Source organism: Nocardia acididurans, from assembly GCF_016741815.1.
Lineage (GTDB): Bacteria > Actinomycetota > Actinomycetes > Mycobacteriales > Mycobacteriaceae > Nocardia > Nocardia acididurans.
Genome location: NZ_JAERRJ010000001.1, coordinates 304,008 through 320,203 on the forward strand (window position 1 = coordinate 304,008; position 16,196 = coordinate 320,203).

Below are 16,196 nucleotides of genomic sequence, written 5' to 3' on the forward strand. Positions count from 1 at the left end.
GGGCCGGGCGTTTTCACGGGTCAGTCGTCCGGGCTGGAGAGGGACTGGAGCATGCGCGCCGCCATGCGGGCGGTGGCGTCGCCGCTGTCCACGTCGTCGATGTGGATGGCGAACGCGAGGTCACCCATGGTGGCGATGAGCCAGCCGTTGCTGCCGGAGGTGGAGGCGTACGCGCTGACATCGCGATACCGGTTGAGGGTCACCAGTTCCGGGGCGGCGGAGCCGTCGCGGAGCATGGCGCGCAGTTTCTCGGTGGCCTCGCCGGGCAGCGCCGACAGGTCGGCCTCGGTGGTGGCGGGGCTGCCGATGGCGATCATCGGCTTGGGCACCTGGCCGTGCGCGATGGCGGCGGCCGCGATGGCCATCCCCCATGGGCTGGCGAGCAGGTTGTCGGCTGCTCCGCCGCGGCCGACGTTCTCCGCGCCGTTCTTGCCGGTGGGCAGGCGGCCGGTGGTCTCGTCGAGGCCGGGCACGGTGAAGTCGATGCCGACGCCGAGCCGGGTGGCGGCCTCGGCCGCGTCGTTGACCGAGACGTCCTGGGGCGCTTTGCCCTTGGTGACGGCGGCAAGGTTCTTGAACAGCTCGATCATGCCGCCGACCGGGTACAGCCCGGTGAAGGCGACCGCACCGTGCGCACTGGCCTGACTGTTCTGCGCGACCGCGACCAGCGCGCCGCTGGAGGGTTGGATGGCCACGATGGAGGCGGGCGTGCCGACGCTCACGACGGCGTCCTCGGCGGCGCGCTGCAGCCGCTGGTCCATGGTGGCGGGGATGTCGGGTCCGGGTGGACCCTGTTCGCCGGCGAGCTGGGTGATGAATCCGCCTTCCGGCCCGAACAATTGCACGCCCCAGCCGGAGTGCTGGTCGTTGCTGTCCTGCCAGACCTTGCGTAGCGCGTCCAGCATGGGCGACCAGACCCGCCGGTCGGCGGAGATCAGCCGGTTCTCCTTCACCATCACCACGCCGGGGATGACGGCCATCCGCGGTTCCAGGATGTTGAAGTCGCCGTCGCGCAGCTGCACGGCGACGATCGGCTTGCCCTGTGAGGTCGAAAGCTGTTGCCGCAGGGTGTCGCCGGTGATGAGCGGCGCGACGGGTTCGATGGCGTCGGCGAGCGCGTTGGTGGTGCCGACGAGGTCGCCGGTCTTGGCCGGGTCGACCTTGATGACGTTGATGGTCTGCTCGGTCATGAGCGGCGCGCCGACGATGTCGTTGACCCGCGGTGACGGTGCGGCGTACGTGCGTACGAGTTTGGCGCTGCGGGTGCTGTCGAGCTGCGGCATGACCAGGGTGGGATCCCACGAGATGCGCCATCCGACACTGAGTTTGCGGACGGTGCCCTGCAGGTCGTATTTCCAGTTCTTGTTCTCGCCGAAGTTCCAGGATCCGGTCATGCTGAACAGACCGGTGCTGCCGTCGAGGCCGATGAACTGGGTGAGTTCGTAGTCGGGTTTTCCGGGTTCGAGTCCGCTGAAGACTTGCTTCAACGTTGCCGAGGCACCGTTCGGGTAGGACGTGAGGCGCGCGGCGCCCTCGTAGTCCCGTTCGTCGAGCAGGTTCGTGAACCGTTCGACGATCGACTCAGCACTGTTCGCGCGTTCTCGAAACGCGCATGATCCCATCGCAATCGCGAGGGCTGCCACCCCAGCGAGCGCGATTGCGCCCCGTACCCGGAAGCGGCGGGATCCCCACACATCCATATCGCCCACTCTTCACTCTTGCCACATCAGCAACAGGACCACGGTACCGCGAATCAATTGCCCGCGGTTCCACCTTTCCACCAGGCGTACTCCATCCGAGACCCACCATAGTGCCCGTTTCGGCCCGGAGTGGACAGTTACATGATCACCGGTCGGTTACATCCCCTGGCGCATTCGAGAAGGTTTAGAACCGTCCAGTCCGTACCGGTGGCGTCCCTGCGCCGTACCCGTCGCCAGCCCGGCCAACCCTGTTCTCCCAGAGCACAATCCATCCGCCCCAAAAGGCCGTAACGTTGTAATCAGTATTACAACTCCATGCAGTAAGTGAGTGTGACCGCCATGCGACACGGACATCACGGACGCCAATTCGGCCGCCCCGGAGGCTGGCAGCAGGCCGACCTCCCCGACGCCGCCGACGCCGACGACTGGTTCGCCGGAAGATTGCCCGCCGACTGGTTCACCGGCCCGGCAACCCTCGAGATCGATCGCGACGAAATCGTCGTGGTCGGCGAACTCCCCCTCCCCGCACCCGAACCCGCCCCCGCCGAGGAGTCCGGCGAACCCCAGGACGCCACCCCCGGCGAGGTCCCCAAGGCCACCCGCGAGGGCCTCGTCGCCCGCTTCCGCGAATCCACCCGGCCCGCCCGCATGCAGATCGCCCAGGAGGCGCAGGGACGCTACGGGCGCAATGTGGCCTGGGGCGTGTCGGTGGCCGGTGAGCGAATCATGTTCACCCACCTGGCCGTTCCGGTCATGACGCGACTGCGCCAGCCGGAACGCAAGGTGCTCGACACGCTGATCGACGCGGGCGTGGCGCGCTCCCGCTCCGACGCCCTGGCCTGGACGGTGAAGCTGGCCGGCAAACACGCCGAGGAATGGCTCGAGGAATTGCGCTCGGCCATGCGGAAAGTCGACGACCTGCGCTCGGAGGGCCCGCGCGGGCTCTAATACAGTTGGCCCCATGGCTGACACCGCAGGTCCGATCCTCGTCCTCAACGGCCCGAACCTGAACATGCTCGGCACCCGCCAGCCGGAGGTGTACGGCGCGGACACCCTCGACGACGTGGTCGAACTGTGCCGCAAGTCCGCGGCGCGGTTCGGCCGCGAGGTCGAGGCGTTCCAGTCCAATCACGAAGGCGCGCTGATCGACCGGATCCACGCGGCGCGCGGCGTCAACTCCGCCATCGTGATCAACCCGGGCGGCCTCACGCACACCTCGGTGGCGCTGCGTGATGCCCTGGTGATCCCGGAGGTGCCGATCGTGGAGGTGCACATCAGCAATGTGCATGCCCGCGAGGAGTTCCGGCACCACTCCTTCGTCTCGCCGATCGCGACCGCCGTCGTGGCGGGGATGGGCATCCAGGGCTACGCGGCCGCGGTCGAGTACTGCTGCCGCCTCTCCGCGACTTCGGCGCACGGCTGAGAGCCGTCGACCGCTGGGCACGCGTGCCGCCGGTCGGGCGCCAACCCGATCACGGTCGTACCCGGCGAGTTACCCGGCCCGCCCGAAATCAGTTGTCACGCTTGAGATCAAAGGCCCGGCTCCGGCGGAGCCGGGCCTTTTCTATGGTCGACAAATAGCTTGTCCGCCTCGAAATGTAGTAGGTATGCTACATATCATCCGGTTCTTACTACGGAGGGGCGACATGGCTTCCGGCGACGGCGTCGTACTCGACGTCGACCAACTACGAATGCGCTACGGCACCCGGGACGTCCTGCGAGACGTCACCTTTCAGGCCCACCGGGGCGAAGTTCTGGTCCTGCTCGGCCCCAACGGCGCGGGCAAGACCACCACCATCGAAATCCTCGAGGGCTTCCGCATGCGCTCGGCGGGCCGGGTCGAAGTACTCGGCGCGGATCCGGCGCACGGCGACGAAGCCTGGCGGGCCCGGCTCGGCGTGGTCCTGCAGTCCTGGCGCGACCACAGCAAATGGCGGGTGCGCGAACTGCTCGACTACCTGGGCAGGTTCTACGCGCCCTACTCGACGGCCGATATCCGGCGGCCCTGGGACACAGACGAACTCATCGCGGCGGTCGGGCTCACCGAGCACGCCGATGCCAAGGTGCTCACCCTGTCCGGCGGTCAGCGCCGTCGCCTCGACGTGGCCATCGGCATCGTCGGCCGCCCGGAGCTGCTGTTCCTGGACGAGCCCACTGCGGGCTTCGATCCGCAGGCCCGCCGCGAATTCCACGATCTGGTGCACCGGCTCGCCGACGACGACCACACCACGATCCTGCTCACCACGCACGATCTCGACGAGGCCGAGAAACTGGCCGACCGCATCCTCATCCTGGCCGGCGGCCGCATCATCGCCGACGGTTCCGCCGATCAACTCTCCCGCCGCATCGCCGGTGAGGCCGAGGTGAAGTGGACCCGCGACGGACAGCGATTCGTGCACACCACACCCGAATCCACCAAGTTCGTCTACGAACTCTTCCAGCAGCACGGCACGGAGATCGGCGAACTGGAGGTGCACCGCGCCTCCCTCGAGGACACCTACATGACGCTCGTGCAGCGCTTCGAATCCGGCCAGGGCGAAACCGATTTCCACACCCTCGAGGAGGTGACCCGATGAATCCGATGAGTGTGGCCGTGCAGGCCGGGTTCCGGCGCGGCTGGATCGAACTGCGGCAGTCGCTCACCAACGGCATGGACCTGTTCGGCCAGTTCTTCTGGCCGCTGCTCACGCTGGTAGCGCTGTTCTTCATGCGCAACGGCACCTTCGAGGCCAGCGGTGTGGGCCTGGGTTCCCTGGCCCTGCCGGGCGTGGTCGGTATGCTGATCGCCTTCACCGGCATGTTCGGCATCGCCCAGTACCTGGCCCTGGATCGGGAGGACGGAACCCTGTTGCGCGCCAAGGCGACCCCCAACGGCATGGTGGGCTACCTGGTCGGCAAGATCACCACCACCGCCGGACTGATCGGGATCCAGGTGGTGCTGGTGCTGGGCGGCGGCGCGCTCCTGGTGGGCGGCGTGCACCTGGATTCGGTGACGGCCTGGACGACCTTCCTCTGGGTGCTTGTGCTGGGCACGCTGGCCACCCTGCCGCTGGGCGCGATCATCGGATCGGTGTTCGAGAGCCCGCGCACCATGGGGTTCATCTCCTTCCCGATCATGGGCCTGGTGGCGATCTCCGGCATCTTCTATCCGATCACCTCCATGCCGGGCTGGTTGCAGGGTCTGGCGCAGGTGTTCCCGATCTACTGGCTGGGGCTCGGGATGCGTTCGGCCATGCTGCCCGATTCGGCGGTCGCGGTGGAGCTCGAGGGATCCTGGCGGCAGCTGGAAACCGTTGCGGTGCTGGGTGTCTGGACCGTCATCGGGCTGGTGATCGCGCCGATCGTGTTGCGGCGCATGGCACGTCGGGAATCCGGGGCGAATCTGGCGGTGCGCCGCGAGAAGGCGATGCAGCGTGCCTACTGAGGTCATCTACAACCGGATCGCGATGCTGCGCGCCGAGCGCGGCATCTCGCGCCGGGAACTGGCCGAGGCGCTGGGCGTGCACTATCAGACCATCGGCTACCTGGAGCGGGGCGAGTACAGCCCGAGCCTGCATCTGGCACTGCGGATCGCGCAGTACTTCGAGGTGACCGTCGAGGTGATCTTCTCCACCGCGCCGTTCCCGCGCATCGGCTCCGAAACCGCGTAGAACGCGAGCAGGCTCCGCCGTCCTCGTCGACAGCGGAGCCTTGCGCTTACTCGTATTCTGTTGTGCCTACTTCGATTCCGCGGCGCCGCGCATCAGTTCGTAGGTGGAGACGGCGCGACCCGCCTCCTCGCTGGCGGCGACGGCCTTGTTCCAGAACTCCTGCGAAGCATGCGAGAGGGTGGCGTCGACACCGACCTCCTCGCTGGCGTCGATGATGTGCTGCGCACCGGCGACCATCATCTTCAGGGAGGCCAGGTCGGCCCAGCCGCCGTTCTGGTTGGCGACCGAGAACTCCTCCATGAAGTAGGGGTACGCCTGACTGGAACGGATCGCGAACGGAACGAACTGCGCGATATCGTGCCCGGCCTTGCTGATCATCGCCGTCGCCTGGTCGAAGGCCAGCAGCCAGGGATGGAAGGTGGTGAGCAGCGCCTGGTAGAAGACCTGCGCCAGACCGTCGTCCACGCCCAGGTACTCCTGCGGGGAGAGCGGCCGCAGCAGTTCGGCGTGCGCCTCGAAGATCTCCTTCGGACCGCTGTAGAAGATGTACGAGGCCGGGTGCTCGATATTGTCTCCCGCGGACATCACTCCGCCGGAGACGAATTCGGCCCCGTGCTCACGCACCCACTTGCCGCCCGCCCGCGCCTTCTCCGGCGAATCGGAGGAGAGGTTGAAGATCACCTTCCCGTTCAGCTGATCGGCGGCCTGCTCCAGCACGCTGTACATGGCGGCGTAATGGGTGAGGCTGAGTACGGTCACCTCGTTGGCGTTCAACGCCTCGGCGACGGTAGCCGCCTTCTTGGCTCCGAGTTCCACCATGGCGTCGGCCTTGTCGGCGCTGCGGTTCCACACCGTGACCTCGACGCCTGCCTTCAGGAAAGCCTTCACCATCGACTGTCCCATCGGGCCGAGACCGATGACGGATACGGAACGCTTCTGCTGAGACATGTTTCGTCCTTGCTGTTGATCGTGGGTTTTCGATTGCGGCGCCGGATACGAGAGTGCTCCGATCGGTAGATTCGGGGAAGACCGCACGTTCGCGTGGGGTTGCTTACCTCGAGGTTTGGAAAATGGTCAGGAGGCCGCGATGGAGTTCGGCAGTGACGCGGATCACGACGTGTGCGGCATGTCCGTCGCCATCGACGTGGTCGGCGGGAAGTGGAAACTGCACCTGATGTGGGTGCTGGGCGAGGGCCCGCAGCGGTTCAGCCAGATCCGCCGCCTGCTGGACGGCGTCAGCGAGAAGGTGCTGGCCGAGAACCTGCGCCAACTGGAGGCCAGCGGCGTCGTGCACCGCGAGATCTACCCGGAAGTGCCGCCGCGCGTGGAGTATTCGCTCACCCCGCTGGGCGAGGAGCTCAATGTGGCGCTGGCCCCATTGGAGCGCTGGGGCGACCGCAACCGCCGCCAGGTCCTGACCCACCTGGCCGCCGTCGCGAGCTGAAACCCGTCATTCCGGCGTGGGCGGTGCGTCAGAAACGGGTCGGCAGTTGCTCGCCGATCCGCTCCAGCAGCGTGGCGGCATCGGCGATGCTGCGCGCCGGGTCCGGCTCGAGGTCGGCGAGCGCGTAGGCACCGGCGAATCCGGCCGCATGGAGCTGCTCGGGCGTGAGCTGGAGTCGCCCCACCACGGCCACCACCGGAATGCCCGCGTCGTGTGCTGCGGCGGCAACGCCCATGGGGGCCTTGCCGTTCAGACTCTGGGTGTCCATCGAGCCTTCGCCGGTGACCACCAGGTCCGCGCCCGCGAGCTGGGCCGGAAAGCCGACGAGGTCGAGGACCACGTCGATACCGGAGCGTTCGACCGCGCCGAGTACCGCCATCGCGCCGAAGCCGGTGCCGCCCGCCGCGCCGGCGCCGGGTTCGTCCGCCCATTCCGGGCCGATCAGGGCGGCCCAGTTCTTCAGGGCCGCTTCGAGTGTCGCGATATCGCCGGGTGTCGCGCCCTTCTGCGGCGCGTAGACGGCCGCCGCGCCTTCGGGGCCGAGGAGGGGGTTGTCCACATCGCTGGCGAGGGTGAAGGTGGTCTCCGCGAGCGCCGGGTGCAGCCCGGTGCGGTCGATGCGGGCAGCGTCCGCCAGATCCGCTCCGCCGCAGGCGAATTCACCGGAACCCGGAATCGCCCGGCCGAGTTCGCCGCCGTCCGCGTCGTAGATCCGTAGCCCCAGCGCCTGCAGCAGTCCCGCGCCGCCGTCGGTGGATGCGCTGCCGCCGAGGCCGAGCACGATCGCGCGGATACCGCGATCCAGCGCGTGGGCGATGACCGTCCCCAGGCCGTAGGTGCAGGCGTGCAGCGGATCCGGTTGTCCACCGGGCAGTTTCACGAGCCCGACCACGGCCGCGAGTTCGATGACGGCGGTGTCCCCGCGCACCGCGTACGCGGTGGTGACGGGTGCGAGGGTCGGGCCGACCGCGGCCACCTCGACGCGCTCCCAGCCTGCCGCGAGGAAGGCGTCCACCGTCCCGTCTCCCCCGTCGGCGACGGGCAGTTGGCGCACCTCGGTTCCGGGTGCGGCGCGGGTGATTCCGGCGGCGAGCGCGGCGGCCACCTGGGCGGCGGTCAGCGAGCCCTTGAACTTGTCCGGGGCGAGGATCACTCGGCGGGGTTGCGCGGCGGTCATCCACCCAGTGTGAGCGCAGTCCGCCGGGCGGCAACTCGACGGCCGACCGGCCTTGACGCGCAAGAACGACACGCCGGGTGATTCCTTCGGCAATACGGACAATTAGCCGTCGTCAGAGCGTTAGCGTCGTGGGCATGTCGAGTGAAACGATTGAGGTCCGCAAGAACTCCGCTCTCGATCGGTTCGAGCTGTACGTCGACGGCTATCAGGCCGGGGTCGCCTCGTATCAGGACACCGCGAACGAGCGGGCCTTCGTGCACACCGAGATCTATCCCCAGCACGAGGGCCGGGGCTACGGCCGCAAGCTGGTGCAGGGCGCGCTCGACCAGACCCGCGACGAGGGGCTCGGGATCCTGCCGATGTGCCCGATGGTGCATCACTTCGTGGAATCCCGGCCCGAATACCTCGCGCTGGTGCCGAACTGGTCGAGAGAGCGGTTGAACCTGCCGCAGCAGTGATCGGCTAGTAGGCGGCTACCGCCCCGTCGAGCGCGACCTGGAGTTCGTCGCGCACCACGCGGGTGATCTCGGCGGGCTTCAGCGGCAGTTCGCCCACGGGCACGCCGAAGTAGAAGCTGGCCGACTTGGCCTCCTCCTTGGTGGGCTCGACCTTCGGGTCCGGGCGCGGCCCGTAGCTGAGGCCGAGGCTCACCAGCACCGGGTCCGCGCCGAGCTTCTTGGCGCGGAAGGCGATGTGCCCGATACCCGTTCCCACGGTCTGCACCTGGGTGGGGTCGACGTCGTTGCAGGTACCCTCGGGGAACACCGCGACCCCGTCGCCGCGCGCCATGCGTTCGGCGCAGATGTCGATCATGCGCTGCCCGGCCGCGTTGACCGCGCGAATGCCGTGGTCCTTGCCGCGGAAGACCGGGATCCCGCCCATCATGTCGATCTTGCGGCGCTGTTCGGGTTCGAGGAACAGCTCGTCCTTGGCGAGTACCCGGGTGCGGCCGATGGCGGGCCGCAGCGCGCTGCGCCAGGCGGCGGCCGCGACGGTGTAGGGGTCCTGCTGGGACAGATGGTTGATGGAGATGAGCAGGGCCCGCCCCTGAGAGATGTACTCCCGCAGCTTCTCCCGCGCGCCGGGCGCGTAGCCGATCCGCGGCTGGAATCGGCGGCTCAGCAACCAGTAGGCGGCCTTGGCCTTCACCTGGTTCTGCTGATGGTCGCGGTAGAAGTCGTACACGGCTTCGTTGTTCTCGAGGATCACCTCGGGCGGTTCCATGACGCCACCCTAACCCCGCCGCTAACCTTCCGCGCGGCCGAATCCAGTCCGTCTGGGACAGTTCGGTTCGGGCGGCACTCGCCCGAGTCCCCCGTGTGCTCACCACGCAAACGGCGCAATTGAGCAGCATGACCAATTAAGTACAGCAAATGGCTTGTGCCAGTGCGATGATGGCGGAGTGGCACGCGCAGAGGAACACGGTGACCGTTCTCGACGCGAATTCCGGCGCGAGGACCAGGTGGTACGTCCTGGAACTCTGCTGGTGTCCGCAACCGATCTCACGGAACCCTCTTTCCGGCGCACCGTCGTGTACATCATCGAGCACAACGACGCGGGCAGCCTGGGCGTGGTACTGAACCGTCCCAGTGACACCGCCGTCCACGACGTGCTCCCCAACTGGGCCGATCTGGCCGCCGCACCCCGTGCGCTCTACATCGGCGGCCCGGTGAAACGTGATGCGGCCCTGTGCCTCGCGACCGTCAAGGTGGGCGCCTCCTTCGACGGAGTCCCCGGCCTCAGACGGGTCGACGGCAGAGTCGCCCTGGTCGATCTGGACTCCGACCCCGACACCATCGAACCCCTCGTCGAGGGCCTGCGCATCTTCGCCGGCTACGCCGGCTGGACCTTCGGCCAGCTCGAGGGCGAACTGGACCGCGGCGACTGGATCGTCCTGTCCGCCCTCCCCACCGACCCCCTGGCCGGCCGCGCCGATCTCTGGGCCGCCGTGCTGCGCCGCCAACCGCTCCCGTTGTCCCTGCTCGCGACGCATCCGATCGAACTCGAACGAAACTGAACCGCGGCACGCTCTGTGTCGTGAAGTGATGCGGAGGTGACCGATGCCGGATGATCAGGCGGCCTTGCTCCGCGCGATCTACGAGGAGCATGCGGCCGCACTGTGGCGCTATACGTTCGGGCTGGTGGGTGATCCGGGCCGGGCGGAGGACATCGTGCAGGAGACCCTGCTGCGGGCCTGGCAGCGTCCGGCCATCCTGGATCAGTCGACGACCTCCGCGCGGGCGTGGCTGTTCACGGTCGCCCGTAACCTGGCGGTGGACGAACATCGCAGTGCGCGCAACCGTCGCGAATACCGTACCGACCATCCGCCCGAACAACCGCAACCCGATCAGGCCGATCGGGCGTTGGACGGCTGGCTGGTCGCGGACGCGCTCGCGCGGCTGAGCATGGATCACCGCGCTGTCATCGTCCGCGCCTACTACCGGGGCCTGTCCACGCATCAGATCGCGGCGGAACTGGATATCCCGGAGGGCACGGTGAAATCCCGGATGCACTACGGCATGCGGGCCTTGCGTTTGGTGCTGCAGGAGATGGGGGTGACGAAGTGACCGAAAGCCAGGAGCTCTGCGACGCCTATGCGACGTGGGACGGTGCGTACGTGCTCGGCGCTCTCGCCCGCGACGAGCGCCGAGAGTACGAGGACCATCTGGCCGGTTGCGAACGCTGCCGGTCGGAGGTGACGGAACTGGCGGGCCTGCCGGGCCTGCTCGCGCTGGTGGACGCCGAGACCGCGGATTCGCTTGCCGCACAGGAGGATCCCCCGGCGAATGTGCCGCCGCCCCCGGAACGGCTGCTGCCCGCACTGGCCGACCGGGCCGACCGCAAGCGGCGACGCAGTCGGCTGACCGCGCTCGGCGGCGCGGTCGCGGCCGTGGCCGCCGCGGTGGCCATCGCGGTGCCGGTGACCGCCGAGATCGTGAGTCACCGCCCGCCCGCGCAGGAGGTGGTGGCGGAGGGCTCCTTCGCGCCGCAGGTCGACACGACCATCGTGGCCACGTTCAAAGTCCTTGTGGTGGACGGTCAGACGCGCGTCGACATGTGGTGCAGCTATCCGCCGTCGGACAGCATCTACGCCTGGCAACTGTCGATGTGGGTGGTCCGGCAGGACGGCACGCAGTCGAAACTCGCGGAATGGACGGCGAAACCGGGCGAGGTGTACACCCCGGACGGCACCACCTCCGCCCCGCCGGAGGATCTGAAGGTGGTCGAGGTCCGCAATGCGGCCGGGAAAGTCGTTCTGACAGCGGGACTTTGAGACACGAAAACGGCGCACCCGGTGGCGGGTGCGCCGTTCTCTCGCAGGGACTACTTGACCTTCTTGCGGAACAGCGAATTCGACCAGACGTATCCGACGATCGCGATGGCCAGGCACCAGACGAGGGCGAGGACTCCGTTGTTCCCGATCTCGGTGCCCATCAGCAGCCCGCGCAGGGTTTCGGTGATGGGCGTGAAGGGCTGGTATTCGGCGAACTGCTTCACACCCGCGGACATGGTGTCGGTGGGCACCAGGCCGCTGCCCAGGAAGGGCAGGAAGATGATCGGGGTGGGCAGGTTGCTGGCGCTCTCCGGCGACTGCGCGATCAGGCCGAAGGCGACGCCGAGCCAGGTCAGCGCGAAGATCACCAGGCCGATGAGGCCGAAGGCGGCCAGCCACTCCAGCGCGTTGGCGTCGGGCCGGAAGCCGACCAGCACGGCCACCAGGGTCATGGCGGTCACGCCGAGCATGCCCTGGATCCAGGCGCCGAGCACCTCGCCGGTCAGCATGGCGGACTGTGCGATGTGCATGGTGCGGAACCGGTTGACGATGCCCTTGGTCATATCCGAGGAGATCGAAACCGCTACGCCCGCAACCATGTACGCCGGGATCATGAGCATCATGCCGGGCGTCAGGTAGTTGATGTACTTCTCGCCTGTGGATCCGCCGAGCGCGCCGCCGAACACGTAGTTGAACAGCAGGAGCAGCAGGATCGGCATGATGATGAGCCCGAAGGTCATGGCCGGATACCGCTTGGCGTGCAACAGGTTTCGCCGCAGCATCGTCTTCGAGTCGGCGAACGAGTGGGTCAGGGTGCTCATCGCACGGTCTCCTTCACGGTCTCGCCACCGGTGAGGGCGAGGAATACGTCATCCAGGTCGGGGGTGTGCACGGACAGCCCGGCGGGCTCGATGCGCAGGCTGTCGAGGCGGTCGAGCACGTCGCGGACGGCGTGCACGCCGCCGTCGCTGGGGATGGCCAGCGTCAGGTCGCCGTTGACCTGCGCGGCCCCGCCGAACGCCGTCGCGGCGGCGGCAAGCGTGTCGCGCTCGATGAAGTCGAGGCGGATGTAACCGCCGGGGACGAGTCGTTTCAGCTGGTCGGCGGTGCCTTCGGCGACGATGCGGCCGCCGTGGAGGACCGCGATGTGGTCGGCCAGCTGATCGGCCTCCTCCAGATACTGGGTGGTGAGGAAGATGGTGACCCCGCCCGCGACCAGGTCGCGGACGATGTCCCAGACCACGCGGCGGCTGCGCGGGTCGAGGCCGGTGGTGGGCTCGTCGAGGAAGATGATGCGCGGGCCGCCGACCAGGGTCATGGCCAGGTCGAGGCGGCGGGTCATACCGCCGGAGTAGCTGCTCGCGGGCTTGTCGGCGGCGTCGACCAGGTCGAACTTCTCCAGCAGATCCGTGGCGAGAGCGACGCTTTCGCGGCGCGGAAGGTGGTGCAGGTCGCCCATGAGGATGAGGTTCTCGCGGCCGGTGAGCAGTTCGTCCACCGCGGAGAACTGGCCGGTGACGCCGATCGAGGAGCGCACGCCCTCCGGCGCGGTGGCGAGATCGTAACCGCCGACGGTTATTTCACCGCCGTCCGGGCGTAGCAGGGTCGAAAGGATCTGCACGGTGGTGGTTTTGCCCGCGCCGTTGGGGCCCAGCAGCGAGAAGATGCTGCCCTCTTTGACTTCGAAGTCGATGCGGTCGAGGACGATCTGCTCGCCGAAGGATTTGTTGAGGCCGGTGACCGAGATGGCCGACTGGCGGTAGTCGGGGTTCATGAGTCCCTCTCATCAATGAATATGCATGTATGCATGACTTATCAAGGCGTCGACCCGAGGCGGTGGTCGAAGCGAGTTATGTATTCAGTTGCGCGGCAGTGCTATCGGAATGTCAGATATCGAGATCTTCGATGTTCGGGCCGCCGGCCATATCCGCGACGCGGGCGTAGAGGCGGGACGGCACCAGGTCCTTCACATCCTCGAGGTTGTCGACGACGTCGAGTTTGTAGTCGCCCCATTCCTGTTCGCCGAGCCCGAACATCCGGCGCCAGTTCTTCACGTCCTTGAGGAAGCCGTCGGTCGGGTACTCCGACCACAGCGAGAAGTGGGTGTGTACCGCATACGCGCCTTTGCGGGTGCGGTACACGCGATAGTCCTCGACCTGCTTGTCGGTGACTTCGTGCAGTTCGGCGAGGAGTTTGCCGGAGAAGCGGACCTGCCGCACGCCGTCCTTGCCGACCTTGAGGATCACCTCGTCGTAACCCTCGATGCGGCCCTCTTCGAGCTCGATGTAGCGCCGCAGCGCCGTCACGATCGCGCCCGACAGATTTCCCCCCACCAGTTCCTGCGCGCGCTGAAACAGCTTGAGGTCTTCATCGGATACGTAGATCGTCTTGTTCGGCATGACACCACTATACGTAGACGTATACATACATGGCAAGAGTGTGGGACCAACTCGCGGGACTCGCAGGGGCTTCGCCCCCGAACCCCCGGGTATCCAGCGTCCGTGAGAGTCGTTGAACCGTCGACTGCTCACATTCGTATCCCGGGTAACGAGACTCGGGCAATCCTGTGTCAGGCACCGGAAGGACCGCCCATGCACAGCAGTTCTAGGGCAGCAGACTACCTGGTCAGAGCCGTTTCGGCACTGGGCGTACGGCACATCTTCGGCGTGGACGGCGCCAATATCGAAGATCTCTACGACGCCGCGTTCGACCACCGGCAAACCGTCACGGCGGTGGTGGCCAAACACGAATTCTCGGCCGCGACGATGGCCGACGGGTACGCGCGATCCACCTCCGGAATCGGAGTCGTGGTGGCCACGTCCGGTGGCGGGGCCATGAATCTGGTGGCCGGGCTCGCCGAATCCTTCGCCTCCCGGGTGCCCGTGCTGGCCCTCGTCGGGCAGCCGCCGACCGTCCTGGAGGGCAAGGGCGCCTTCCAGGACTCGAGCGGGCGGGCGGGCGCGTTCGACGCGGTTCGGCTGTTCTCGCCGATCTCGCAGTACTGCGCCCGCGTGGAGAACGCCTCCCGCCTGCCCGCTCACCTGGAATGCGCGGTCGCCGCGGCCTACCGGGGCGGGCCCTCGGTGCTGCTGCTGCCCAAGGATGTTCAGCAGGCCGATCTGATCGCGCCGGCCTTCGTGCCACCGGTGCGGCGCTACCACCGCGATATCGCGAGCCTGTGGCGGGTGCTCGACACCGTCCGCACGGCCCGCGCCACCGGCAAGATCGTGATCATCGCCGGTGATCAGGTGGCCCGCGACGATGCCCGCGACGAACTGGCCGAACTCGCGGCCGTACTGGACGCCGCCGTGGGCGTCGCGCCTGACGCCAAGGACGCCTACCACCACGCCGATCCCGGATTCTGCGGCGTGGCCGGCAGTATGGGGCACCCCGAACTGGTCGACGCCCTGCACAATGCGGCGCTGTGCCTGCTCGTCGGCACCCGCATGCCGGTCACCGCGCGGGCGGGGCTGGAGCAATCCCTGGCGGGGGTGACCATCGCCAGCGTGGGGGCCGAGTCGCCGTTCCTGCCTTCGATCCACGCGCACACGACCGACCTCGCGACCACGCTCACCGAGATGGTCAGCGAATCATCCCTTCCCACAGGAACTTCCGAACCCCACCCCCCGCAGCGCACGCCGAGTATCCACAGCCTCACACCGCTCGATGTGCCCGCCGCGAACGGACCCGGCCTGCGGTATCGCGAGGTCGTCGAGACGATCAACGCCGAATTGCCGGACGGCTCCGATGTTTTCGCCGATGCGGGAAACACCGGCGCGGCGGTGGTGCATCACCTGCGGCTCCCCCGCGACGGCCGATTCACCGTGGCCCTGGGGATGGGCGGCATGGGTTACGCCTTCGGGGCCGGGATCGGCTCGGCCTTCGCCTGCTGCGGACCGCCGGGCGGCGACACCCGCCGCACCTTCGTCATCGCCGGTGACGGCGCGTTCTTCATGCACGGCATGGAGATCCACACCGCGATCGAGCACAACCTGCCCATCACGTTCCTCGTCTTCAACAACAACGCCCACGCCATGTGCATAACTCGTGAACAGATCTTTTACGGAGATCGGTACAGCTTCAACAGGTTCCGGCCGGCGTATCCGGGCGCCGGGGTCGCCGCCATGTTCCCGGATATGTGCGCCCACGCACCCACCACCCTCGCCGAACTGTCCGCGTCGCTGCGGCACTGCGTCGGCCGTCCCGGTCCGTCGTTCATCGCCATCGACTGCGATCCCGACGAGATCCCGCCCTTCACACCGTTTCTGACGGCCCCCAGGAGGTAACCGTGACCACCAGTGCCCTGCCCGCACTCAGCGACATTCCCGAGGAGGTGGTGCCCGGCGTGCTGCGGATCGAGAATTCCGATCGCGACGCCACCACCCCGATCATTCTCGACATGCTGCGGTCGGTGTATCCGCACGATCAGGTGTTCGGCGAATTCTGCCCCGTCCAGGGGTATATCGACGCGCCGCCGCGTGACCTGTACGAATACCTCGCGGACACCAGGTCTCTGGAGGAGTGGACCTACAGCCTGCGCGGCTTCGACGAGACCGAGCAGCCGGGACTGTGGCTGGCCTACGACCGGCTGGGCACCGACACCCGCATCTACACCCGCACGGTCGCCAATCCCGAGGCCATGACGGTGGACTACCACTGCGCCTGGGATCAGGGCGAACACCTGTGGATGATCTACCTGATGCGGGTGGTGGACGCGCAGGTGGTGTTCGACAAGCCCGGGTCGGTGGTGCTGTGGAACAACTGTCACCACCCGTTCTACGACAAGAACCCGTACGCGGACACCGCGCCCGCGGGTCGCAAGGTGTGGGTCGGCGACTTCTGGGAGATGTTCTCGGCCGGGCACCAGCTGGAGCTGGACAACCTCAAAGCCATTGCCGAATACCGCGTGTCGCACGGGCTGCCGGTCAAGCCCGCCTGGATGGACTGAGGA

19 protein-coding genes are annotated in these 16,196 nt (G+C 67.5%); 12 read left to right on the top strand and 7 right to left on the bottom strand.

What is annotated here, in order from left to right:
- Positions 1-20: 20 nt before the first annotated feature.
- The gene (locus JK358_RS01370) at positions 21-1,700 is read right to left on the bottom strand and encodes an NTF2-like N-terminal transpeptidase domain-containing protein (protein ID WP_232850569.1); all 1,680 of its coding nucleotides are present in this window, start codon (positions 1,698-1,700) and stop codon (positions 21-23) included.
- Positions 1,701-2,039: 339 nt separating this feature from the next.
- Here JK358_RS01370 and abmR point away from each other — a divergent pair, with 339 nt between their 5' ends.
- The 5 genes from abmR (at position 2,040) to JK358_RS01395 (ending at position 5,350) form a co-directional block, all read left to right on the top strand.
- On the top strand, positions 2,040-2,648 hold the full coding sequence (gene abmR, locus JK358_RS01375) for an ATP-binding transcription factor AbmR (protein ID WP_201943736.1): 609 nt from the start codon (positions 2,040-2,042) through the stop codon (positions 2,646-2,648).
- 13 nt (positions 2,649-2,661) lie between these two features.
- The gene (gene aroQ / locus JK358_RS01380; protein WP_201942431.1) at positions 2,662-3,123 is read left to right on the top strand and encodes a type II 3-dehydroquinate dehydratase; all 462 of its coding nucleotides are present in this window, start codon (positions 2,662-2,664) and stop codon (positions 3,121-3,123) included.
- Between the two features lie 223 nt (positions 3,124-3,346).
- Positions 3,347-4,276, top strand: coding sequence for an ABC transporter ATP-binding protein (locus JK358_RS01385; RefSeq protein ID WP_201942434.1), 930 nt, complete (start codon positions 3,347-3,349; stop codon positions 4,274-4,276).
- The gene (locus JK358_RS01390; RefSeq protein WP_201942438.1) at positions 4,273-5,124 is read left to right on the top strand and encodes an ABC transporter permease; all 852 of its coding nucleotides are present in this window, start codon (positions 4,273-4,275) and stop codon (positions 5,122-5,124) included. The genes JK358_RS01385 and JK358_RS01390 overlap by 4 nt, the downstream gene beginning before the upstream one ends.
- Positions 5,114-5,350, top strand: coding sequence for a helix-turn-helix transcriptional regulator (locus JK358_RS01395; protein WP_307817219.1), 237 nt, complete (start codon positions 5,114-5,116; stop codon positions 5,348-5,350). The genes JK358_RS01390 and JK358_RS01395 overlap by 11 nt, the downstream gene beginning before the upstream one ends.
- Positions 5,351-5,416: 66 nt before the next feature.
- Here the strand turns inward: JK358_RS01395 and JK358_RS01400 are convergent, their stop codons facing one another.
- Positions 5,417-6,385: an NAD(P)-dependent oxidoreductase gene (locus JK358_RS01400; protein ID WP_307817221.1), complete on the bottom strand. Its 969-nt coding sequence runs from the start codon at positions 6,383-6,385 to the stop codon at positions 5,417-5,419.
- Positions 6,386-6,437: 52 nt separating this feature from the next.
- Between JK358_RS01400 and JK358_RS01405 the strand changes: the two genes are divergently transcribed.
- Positions 6,438-6,794 (top strand): winged helix-turn-helix transcriptional regulator, encoded by a 357-nt coding sequence (locus JK358_RS01405; RefSeq protein ID WP_201942445.1) that lies wholly within the window; start codon positions 6,438-6,440, stop codon positions 6,792-6,794.
- Between the two features lie 28 nt (positions 6,795-6,822).
- Here the strand turns inward: JK358_RS01405 and JK358_RS01410 are convergent, their stop codons facing one another.
- Positions 6,823-7,971, bottom strand: coding sequence for a glycerate kinase (locus tag JK358_RS01410; protein WP_201942447.1), 1,149 nt, complete (start codon positions 7,969-7,971; stop codon positions 6,823-6,825).
- A gap of 134 nt (positions 7,972-8,105) precedes the next feature.
- Here JK358_RS01410 and JK358_RS01415 point away from each other — a divergent pair, with 134 nt between their 5' ends.
- Positions 8,106-8,429 (top strand): GNAT family N-acetyltransferase, encoded by a 324-nt coding sequence (locus JK358_RS01415; protein WP_201942451.1) that lies wholly within the window; start codon positions 8,106-8,108, stop codon positions 8,427-8,429.
- A gap of 4 nt (positions 8,430-8,433) precedes the next feature.
- On the opposite strand, the gene JK358_RS01420 is transcribed toward JK358_RS01415, so the two are convergent.
- A complete protein-coding gene (locus JK358_RS01420; protein WP_201942454.1) occupies positions 8,434-9,195 on the bottom strand; it encodes a lysophospholipid acyltransferase family protein in 762 nt (253 codons plus the stop codon).
- A 178-nt stretch (positions 9,196-9,373) separates the two neighbouring features.
- Here JK358_RS01420 and JK358_RS01425 point away from each other — a divergent pair, with 178 nt between their 5' ends.
- Genes JK358_RS01425 through JK358_RS01435 form a run of 3 tightly spaced genes read left to right on the top strand, consistent with a single transcriptional unit; the run spans position 9,374 to position 11,245 of the window.
- Positions 9,374-9,988: a YqgE/AlgH family protein gene (locus JK358_RS01425; protein ID WP_201942456.1), complete on the top strand. Its 615-nt coding sequence runs from the start codon at positions 9,374-9,376 to the stop codon at positions 9,986-9,988.
- A gap of 43 nt (positions 9,989-10,031) precedes the next feature.
- The gene (locus tag JK358_RS01430) at positions 10,032-10,538 is read left to right on the top strand and encodes a sigma-70 family RNA polymerase sigma factor (RefSeq protein ID WP_201942459.1); all 507 of its coding nucleotides are present in this window, start codon (positions 10,032-10,034) and stop codon (positions 10,536-10,538) included.
- Positions 10,535-11,245 (top strand): anti-sigma factor family protein, encoded by a 711-nt coding sequence (locus JK358_RS01435; protein ID WP_201942461.1) that lies wholly within the window; start codon positions 10,535-10,537, stop codon positions 11,243-11,245. Before JK358_RS01430 ends, JK358_RS01435 begins: the two co-directional genes overlap by 4 nt.
- Before the next feature lie 50 nt (positions 11,246-11,295).
- On the opposite strand, the gene JK358_RS01440 is transcribed toward JK358_RS01435, so the two are convergent.
- The 3 genes from JK358_RS01440 to JK358_RS01450 all read right to left on the bottom strand — a co-directional run bounded on the left by JK358_RS01440 (position 11,296) and on the right by JK358_RS01450 (position 13,644).
- Positions 11,296-12,066, bottom strand: a complete 771-nt coding sequence (locus JK358_RS01440; protein ID WP_201942464.1) for an ABC transporter permease — start codon at positions 12,064-12,066, stop codon at positions 11,296-11,298.
- On the bottom strand, positions 12,063-13,019 hold the full coding sequence (locus JK358_RS01445) for an ATP-binding cassette domain-containing protein (RefSeq protein WP_201942467.1): 957 nt from the start codon (positions 13,017-13,019) through the stop codon (positions 12,063-12,065). The genes JK358_RS01440 and JK358_RS01445 overlap by 4 nt, the downstream gene beginning before the upstream one ends.
- Before the next feature lie 112 nt (positions 13,020-13,131).
- Positions 13,132-13,644: an EXLDI protein gene (locus JK358_RS01450; protein ID WP_201942470.1), complete on the bottom strand. Its 513-nt coding sequence runs from the start codon at positions 13,642-13,644 to the stop codon at positions 13,132-13,134.
- A gap of 192 nt (positions 13,645-13,836) precedes the next feature.
- Between JK358_RS01450 and JK358_RS01455 the strand changes: the two genes are divergently transcribed.
- The gene (locus tag JK358_RS01455; RefSeq protein ID WP_201942473.1) at positions 13,837-15,531 is read left to right on the top strand and encodes a thiamine pyrophosphate-binding protein; all 1,695 of its coding nucleotides are present in this window, start codon (positions 13,837-13,839) and stop codon (positions 15,529-15,531) included.
- 2 nt (positions 15,532-15,533) lie between these two features.
- Positions 15,534-16,193, top strand: coding sequence for an SRPBCC family protein (locus JK358_RS01460; protein WP_201942475.1), 660 nt, complete (start codon positions 15,534-15,536; stop codon positions 16,191-16,193).
- Positions 16,194-16,196 lie beyond the last annotated feature (3 nt).